The sequence below is a fragment of the Nocardioides sp. NPDC058538 genome (assembly GCF_042719275.1).
Taxonomy (GTDB): Bacteria; Actinomycetota; Actinomycetes; order Propionibacteriales; family Nocardioidaceae; genus Nocardioides.
Map to the genome: position 1 here is coordinate 197224 of NZ_JBHXNY010000006.1, position 7110 is coordinate 204333.

7 protein-coding genes and 1 pseudogene are annotated in these 7110 nt (G+C 69.1%); 2 read left to right on the forward strand and 6 right to left on the reverse strand.

Features of this window, described 5'->3' with window-relative positions; all coding sequences use genetic code 11:
• Positions 1-32 precede the first annotated feature (32 nt).
• Positions 33-608: a TerD family protein gene (locus tag ACFWQC_RS08160; protein ID WP_378675624.1), complete on the forward strand. Its 576-nt coding sequence runs from the start codon at positions 33-35 to the stop codon at positions 606-608.
• Positions 609-626: 18 nt separating this feature from the next.
• Here ACFWQC_RS08160 and ACFWQC_RS08165 read toward each other — a convergent pair whose 3' ends face one another.
• Positions 627-887, reverse strand: coding sequence for a hypothetical protein (locus ACFWQC_RS08165; protein WP_378675627.1), 261 nt, complete (start codon positions 885-887; stop codon positions 627-629).
• A 48-nt stretch (positions 888-935) separates the two neighbouring features.
• On the reverse strand, positions 936-1922 hold the full coding sequence (mca, locus tag ACFWQC_RS08170; RefSeq protein ID WP_378675630.1) for a mycothiol conjugate amidase Mca: 987 nt from the start codon (positions 1920-1922) through the stop codon (positions 936-938).
• A gap of 126 nt (positions 1923-2048) precedes the next feature.
• On the opposite strand from mca, the gene ACFWQC_RS08175 reads away from it, so the two are divergent.
• The gene (locus ACFWQC_RS08175) at positions 2049-2441 is read left to right on the forward strand and encodes a DUF4307 domain-containing protein (RefSeq protein ID WP_378675633.1); all 393 of its coding nucleotides are present in this window, start codon (positions 2049-2051) and stop codon (positions 2439-2441) included.
• A 95-nt stretch (positions 2442-2536) separates the two neighbouring features.
• Here ACFWQC_RS08175 and greA read toward each other — a convergent pair whose 3' ends face one another.
• The 4 genes and pseudogenes from greA to ACFWQC_RS08195 all read right to left on the reverse strand — a co-directional run.
• The gene (gene greA / locus ACFWQC_RS08180) at positions 2537-3046 is read right to left on the reverse strand and encodes a transcription elongation factor GreA (RefSeq protein ID WP_378675636.1); all 510 of its coding nucleotides are present in this window, start codon (positions 3044-3046) and stop codon (positions 2537-2539) included.
• A 228-nt stretch (positions 3047-3274) separates the two neighbouring features.
• Positions 3275-4501: a threonine ammonia-lyase gene (ilvA, locus tag ACFWQC_RS08185; protein WP_378675743.1), complete on the reverse strand. Its 1227-nt coding sequence runs from the start codon at positions 4499-4501 to the stop codon at positions 3275-3277.
• A gap of 1 nt (position 4502) precedes the next feature.
• Positions 4503-5936 (reverse strand): AI-2E family transporter, encoded by a 1434-nt coding sequence (locus ACFWQC_RS08190; protein ID WP_378675639.1) that lies wholly within the window; start codon positions 5934-5936, stop codon positions 4503-4505.
• Positions 5937-5946: 10 nt separating this feature from the next.
• Positions 5947-7014 (reverse strand): annotated as a pseudogene (locus tag ACFWQC_RS08195) (glutamate mutase L); the annotation flags it as partial.
• Between the last annotated feature and the right edge of the window lie 96 nt (positions 7015-7110).

The window sequence follows — 7110 nt, forward strand, 5'->3', positions numbered from 1 at the left end:
CGGCCCGCGTCGGTCCAGCCCTCGGAGGATCAGTGTCCGTCTCGCTCACCAAGGGACAGTCGGTCTCGCTCACCACAGGTGACGGCAGCAGCATGATCCACGTCCGGATAGCGCTCGGTTGGGACGCGGTCAGACAGGGTCTCTTCGGCGGCTTCCGTGGCGCCGACGTCGACATGGACGCCTCCGCGATCCTCTACGACGCGGCCGGCGGCCACCTCGACCAGGCCTGGTTCCGGCAGCTGAAGTCCAGGGACGGCGCCGTCGTCCACACCGGCGACAACCGCACCGGTGCCGGCGAGGGCGATGACGAGTCGATCATCGTCCATCTCGACCGTGTGCCGGCCGAGGTCGCGCAGATCGTGTTCACGATCAACTCCTTCACCGGACAGAGCTTCGCCCAGATCCAGAACGCCTTCTGCCGACTGGTCGACGAGAACACCCACACCGAGATCGCCCGCTTCGACGTGAGCCAGACCGGGCCGCACACCGCCGAGATCATGGCCAAGGTCAGCCGTCAGGACGGCGGCTGGGCGATGACCGCGCTCGGCGAGATCGGCAACGGGCGTACGTTCCAGGACCTGCTGCCCTCGATCGCCCCGACGCTCTGAGCGCCTGGCCCTCGCGAGCTACCGCTTCAGCTTCTTGATCTCGTCCTTGGCGGCCTGCTGGGCGATCGCCTCGGCCTGGGCCTCCTCGCCGAAGACACCCTCTACCTTGGCCTTCTCGACCTTCTTGAACTGACGCAGCATGCTCCACGCGATCACCGCGACGGCGACGCAGAGAGCGATGAAGATGCCGAAGGCGGTCCAGCCCGCGACCACGTCCTCGTCCTGGGGCGGGGTGGGCTCAGGAACGGGCTGGGAGGTGTGCAGAGTCTGCGTCGTCATCGGGAGGCCGGACATACCGACATTGTCTCACCTGTGCCTGAGAGATCTTCAGGCGGTGACGACCTTGCCGAAGCTGATCTCGCGTCCGACCGCGGCCTTGCCCTCGTCGTCGGCGGTGGAGGCGTCGAGACCGGCGAACAGATCGGTCTCTTCGCGCCTCGCAGCCTCGGGCACCGGCACGTAGGAGGTCACCAGCTCGAAGTCCTCGGTCGGCCAGGCCTCCTTCTCGATCTCCCGGGGCACCGCGAACCAGGGACCGTCGGGGTCGATCTGGGTGGCGTGCGCGAGCAGGGCCTGGTCACGTACGCCGAAGAAGTCAGCGCACTCCACCTTCGTGGTGACCCGCTCGTCCCAGCCCGGGTTCGGCTTCCACTCCTCGAGGCGCTCCTCGTACGGCGAGGCCAGGCCATGACGCTTGATGGCCTCGTGCAGCGCGACCATGCGGGGGTAGTTGAAGGTGTGGCTGTAGTAGAGCTTCAGCGGCTGCCACGGCTCGCCCGCGTCCGGGAACAGGTCAGGGTCGCCCGCCGCCCGGAACGCCTCCACCGAGACCCGGTGGCACATGATGTGGTCCGGGTGCGGGTAGCCCCCGTTCTCGTCGTACGTCGTGACCACATGCGGCCGGAAGGACCGAATGATCTCGACGAGCCGGCGCGTGCTCACCTCGAGCGGCGTCCGGCCGAAGCAGCCTTCGGGGAGCAGCGACCAGTCCTTGGCCCCCATCTCCTTGACCAGCATGAACTCCTCGACCCAACCGGAGTCGACGAAGCCGAGCCAGTCCTGCTTGATGCCGAGGATGTCGCGGGCGCGATGCATCTCCTCGCGGCGGATCTCGTGGATGTTCTCCAGGATCCCGGGGCGCTCCATCTTCGGGTTGAGGATGTCGCCCCGCTCGCCGCCCGTACACGTCGCGACATGGACGTCGACCCCTTCGGCGACGTACTTCGCGGTGATCCCCGCGCCCTTGCTCGACTCGTCGTCGGGGTGCGCGTGCACGTGCATCAGGCGGAACGCCTGCTGGAGCTGCTCTGGCATGGGTTCAATCCTAACCACGCTCCGTCTCACCAATCGGTTACCCGCTCCCACTCCGCGGACAACTTTGGTGGTAGGCGTCCGGGGACGGATGTGCGGTCTCCTTCGGCGGGGTGGGACCATGTTTCCGTGAGCACGCCGTCAGCCGAAGAATCCCGCATCGCGACCCGCTACGGCCGCGGCCCGCGCCGTCGCCCGGGCGTACTCATGATCGCTCTGGTCCTCGCCCTCGTGGCTATCGTCGGCTGGTTCGGCTGGGCGCTGTGGATGGCCCTGCACCCCGAGGTCTCCTCCGGCCTGGAGAAGTGGGAGGCGGTCAGCGAGAACGAGGTCGAGGTGACCTTCGTCGTACGCCTCCACGACAAGGACGCGAAGCCGGTCTGCTCCGTCGAGGCCGAGGACGACCAGGAGGAGAAGGTCGGCCACCTCGAGTTCACCGCCACCGAGGGGCGCCAGACGATCACCATCCCGACCGAGCGCCGTGCGCTGCGGGTCGAGTGGGGTGAGTGCACGGTCGATTGACCGTACTTCTCAGGCGATCCCTGCACTTCTCTGGCGCGCATTGCCGGAGAAGTGCAGGGGCCCTGAAGTTCGTTGGGCCGGTTGACCGGGTATCCCTACCCGGTGAAAACCTCAGTCTTCAGGATCTCGACCTTGAGCGGCCCGCGAGGACCCTCGTAGGTCACGGTGTCACCGGCGCTGGCACCGATGAGGGCAGCGCCGATGGGCGAGGCGGCAGAGGAGATCTCGACGCCGCCCGCGTAGTCCTTCATCTCGATCGAGGCGATGAGGCGGGTCTCGGCCTCGTCGTCGTCATCGCCCTCGAACTTGAACGTGACCAGCTTGCCGACCGAGACGACGCCGTCGTCCTCGGGGACAGTGGTGTCGGCCTTGCGCAGCAGTGCCTCGAGCTGCTGGATCTGACCCTCGAGCTTGCCCTGCTCCTCGCGAGCGGCGTGGTAGCCGCCATTCTCCTTGAGGTCACCTTCGTCGCGGGCGGAGCTGATCTCGGCAAGGATCTCCTGGCGTCGGGGGCCCTTCAGGGATTCCAACTCCGCGGTGAGCTTGTCGAATGCACCCTTGCTGAGCCAGATAGTGGCAGCCGTGGTCTCGGTCGACTGAGTCATAGCGAGTTACTCCTGATGGGTAGTGAATAGGTAAGGGGCGCCGGTCAACCCCCATCAACCGGCGCCTTTTCTCCCTGCTGAGCGGGCATGTTTCACCCAGCCGAACGATCTGCGGGAGATTGTCAGAATGTTCAGTTTAACAAGGCAACCACACCCGAAGACAGTTCGCGACCGAAACGTTGCGCAATCTGACCTCCGGACCGTTCCTCGGAACGTCAGGTCAAACCGTCAAGGCGTGGTCGCGGGATATCCCTTGCTGCGCAGCTGTTCGAGCACTCGCTCGGCGTGGGTCTGACCCCGGGTCTCCAGCTGGAGCTGCACACCGACCTCGGCGAGCCGCAGTCCGGGGTTGGTGCGCGAGTGCACGACCTCCATGACGTTGGCTCCGGTGTCGCCGATCACCGACAGCAGGGTGGCCAGCGCCCCGGGCTGGTCGGGGATCTTCACCGCGACCGGCAGGTAGCGCCCGGCCAGCGTCATGCCGTGCTGGATCACCTTGCCGAGCAGGAGTGGGTCGATGTTGCCGCCGGAGAGCACCACCACGACGGGGCCCTCGAAGGCCTCGGGCGCGTCCATCAGAGCGGCCACGCCGACAGCGCCGGCGGGCTCGACGACCAGCTTGGCCCGCTCCGCGAGCGCCAGCAGCGCGCTCGAGATCGCCTCCTCCGAGACCGTACGGATCTCGTCGACGTAGGTCTGGATCATCGGGAAGTTGGTCTCCCCCGGCAGGCCGACCGCGATGCCGTCGGCCATCGTCGGCATCTTGTCGAGCCGGATCGGACGGCCCTCGCGCAGCGAGACCGGGTAGGCGGCGGCCGTCTCGGCCTGCACGCCGACCACCTTCACGTCGGGATGCTTCGCCTTGATCGCGAGCGCCGCACCGGCGAGCAGGCCACCCCCGCCGAGCGGGATGACGACGGTCTTCACGTCCGGGGCCTGCTCGAGGATCTCGAGCCCGATCGTGCCTTGGCCGGCGACGACGTCGGGGTGGTCGAAGGGGTGGATCATCACGGCACCGGTGCGCTCGGCGAAGGCCATCGCGGCCTCGAGGCACTGGTCGACGTACTGCCCCTCGAAGATCACCTCAGCGCCGTACGTCCGGGTGGCCTTCTCCTTCGGGATCGGCGCGCCCTCGGGCATGAAGACGGTGGACGGGATGCCGAGGGTGGTCGCCGCCAGCGCGACGCCCTGGGCGTGGTTGCCCGCGCTCGCGGCCACCACCCCCTTCTTGCGCTGCTCCTCGGTCAGCCGGGCGATGCGTACGAAGGCCCCGCGGGCCTTGAAGGAGCCCGTACGCTGCAGGTTCTCGCACTTGAGGATGACCGTGTCGCCGATCATGTCGGTGAGCCAGCGGGCTCCCTGGACAGGCGTCTCGGTGATGTGGTCGCGCAGCAGCTCGCGGGCCTCGAGGATGTCGCCATACGTGGGCTGACCGGTCGTCGGCTGACCATGCATCTCAGGCACTGCCTGCTCCTGGGCTCGGCGGGGGTGGGGAGGTCGGGCCGGTGGCCGGCAACGGAGGCGGAGGCGACGTCGGCGCCTGAGCCGGGGCCGTGGCGGTCAGATGGTTGGCCACCGCGTTGAGGGCGGCCACCAGCGGCACGGCCACGAGCGCACCGGCCACGCCGCCCAGCACGATGCCGGTCGCGACCGCCAGGATGACGCCGAGCGGGTGGACCCGCACCCAGCGGCCGAGCAGGAACGGCTGCAGGCCGTGGGCCTCGAGCTGCTGGACCAGGATCACGCCACCGAGCATCAGCAGCGCCGTCAACGGGCCCTGGGAGACGAGCGCGACGAGCACGGCGACCGCGCCGGCGACCGTCGCACCGATCAGGGGGACGAACGAGCTCAGGAAGACGAGTACGCCGATCGCCGCCACGAACGGGACCTGCAGGGCCGCGGCGATGATCATGATGCCGACCGCGTCCACCGCGGCCACGATGACCGTGGCCCGGGTGAACTGGGTCAGCGACACCCAGGCGACCCGGCCCGAGCTGTCCATCCGGCTGCGCGCGGCCCGCGGCGCGAGCCGGACCAGCCAGCCCCAGATCCGCTCACCCTCGGCGCAGAAGAAGTAGGTGGAGAAGAGCACGATGAACAGGCCGGCGAAGACGTCGAGAGCTACCCCGCCGACCTCGCTGACCCGGGAGAACGGGTTGGAGGCGTACGACGCCGCCCACTCCTCCAGGGTGGTCTGCACCGTGTTGAGCCAGGTGTCGATCTGGGTCTCGCTCGCGTTGAACGGCCCGTTGATCAGCCAGTCGCGGATCTCGTCGAGCGCCTTGACGGTCTGTCCGGCCAGGTCGTTGAACCCGTTGGCGACCTGCGTGCCGGCGAAGCTCAGCAAGGCGATGACCACCACGAGCACGCCGATCACCACGAAGAGCGCCGAGATGCTCCGCTTCAGGCCGATCCGGGCCAGGCCGTTGACGACCGGGGAGACGAGCGCGGCGATCAGCAGCGCGATGATCAGCGGGACGACGACGATGCTGAGGTAGCCGAGTGCGCGGACGATGAGGTAGCCGGCGGCCACAATGACCAGGAACCGCCAGGCCCACTGCGCGGAGAGCTCGACACCGTAGGGGACGTCGGTGCGGCTGACCGCCTTGGGCACCGTCACCGGCTCGGGCGCGGCCAGCTGCTCCTGGCGCTCCTCGCGCAGGCGCTCGAACTGGTTGACGAGGCGTAACGCGAAGTTCTCGGCCGACTCACGGGCCTCCGCGGCGGCCTCCTTGGCCACCTCGGCGGACTCACGCGCGTCGGCTTCATCCTGGGCGTGACGGTGTTCCTCACGCGCCTGCCGGTTGCGCCTGAATGCGCCTGTCATCCGCTCGAAGCCCTCCTTCGCGGCCGACTTCTCGCCGCCGGGAGCATCCCCCTGATCTGTCACCTGACAGAGGCTACCGGGAGGGTGTGAGGTGGGTCGCAAGGTGCCGCGCCGTCGCGGGGTGCGACCGCGCGAGCAGGCCCACCGCGGCGAGCACATAGTCGCCGTCGACCGCCCGCAACGGCTCGTCCGGGAGCTGCCATCCACCGCGAGCCGACCAGCGCATCACCCGCTCCTCGATGCCCGGGCGACCGTGCCGGAGCACACCGCCGGAGCCGATCACCACGCCGACACGGCGCAGGTCGGTGCCGGTGCGCTCGATGACCTTGCCGCTCGGCGCCAGGACGACCCGGGACCGTCCCGCGTGCCGCTGCAGGGCCGTGGAGATCGCGATCCTCGCCAGGAGCTCGTCGATGTCCTTGTCCTGCTCGGTGCGCGGCAGCCAGCCGGGGTGGTTGCGCCGATGCTCGACCTCGCCGGAGAGATCCGACTCGGCCAGGCTCGGGTGCGCGCTTCGCGCGCTTACTCCCTCGCTCGGCGCAGACGGACGAGCAAGCTCGCCGTCTGGCCTCGCTCCGGTCGTCTCGGAGTGGTCCGCCGCCGCGAGCGTCGTGGTCGCCGACCAGCGCATGCCCAGATCGCCCTCGACGGTCCGGGTCACGGGGGTGACGGCGACGACCTCCTCGCGTACGTGCTCCGCCTCGGGGTCGGGGCGGACCACGCTGTGCACGTCGGTCGTGGCTCCGCCGACGTCGACGACGACCACGTCCTCGCCGAGCACCTCGGCCAGCGTCTCGACTCCCTGGAGAACGACATCGGGGGTCGCCCCCTGGACGATCCGCCGGAAGTCGGCCCGGCTGCTGAGGTTCTTGCCACCGATCACGTGCTCGAGGAACATCTCCCGGACCGCCGCGCGGGCGCTCTCGGGCGCCAGCACACCGATCTTCGGCACGACGTTGTCGCAGGTCACATGGGGAACATCGGCCAGGATCTCGTCGATCTCCGAGTTGGCCTCGCGGTTGCCCGCCACGACCACCGGGCCACGCCAGCCGGCCGCGGCCAGCTCGCGCGCGGCCGAGACGACGGCGTCCCGGTTGCCCCCGTCGGTGCCACCGGTGAGCAGCACGAGATCGGGGGTTGTGTGGGGGGGTGGGGGGGCCCAGGGGGAGTCACGTTGTCAAACACCCCGGGGGGCGGCCCCCCCCGCCCTGGGAGCCCGGGAGGCCCCGCCCCCGCG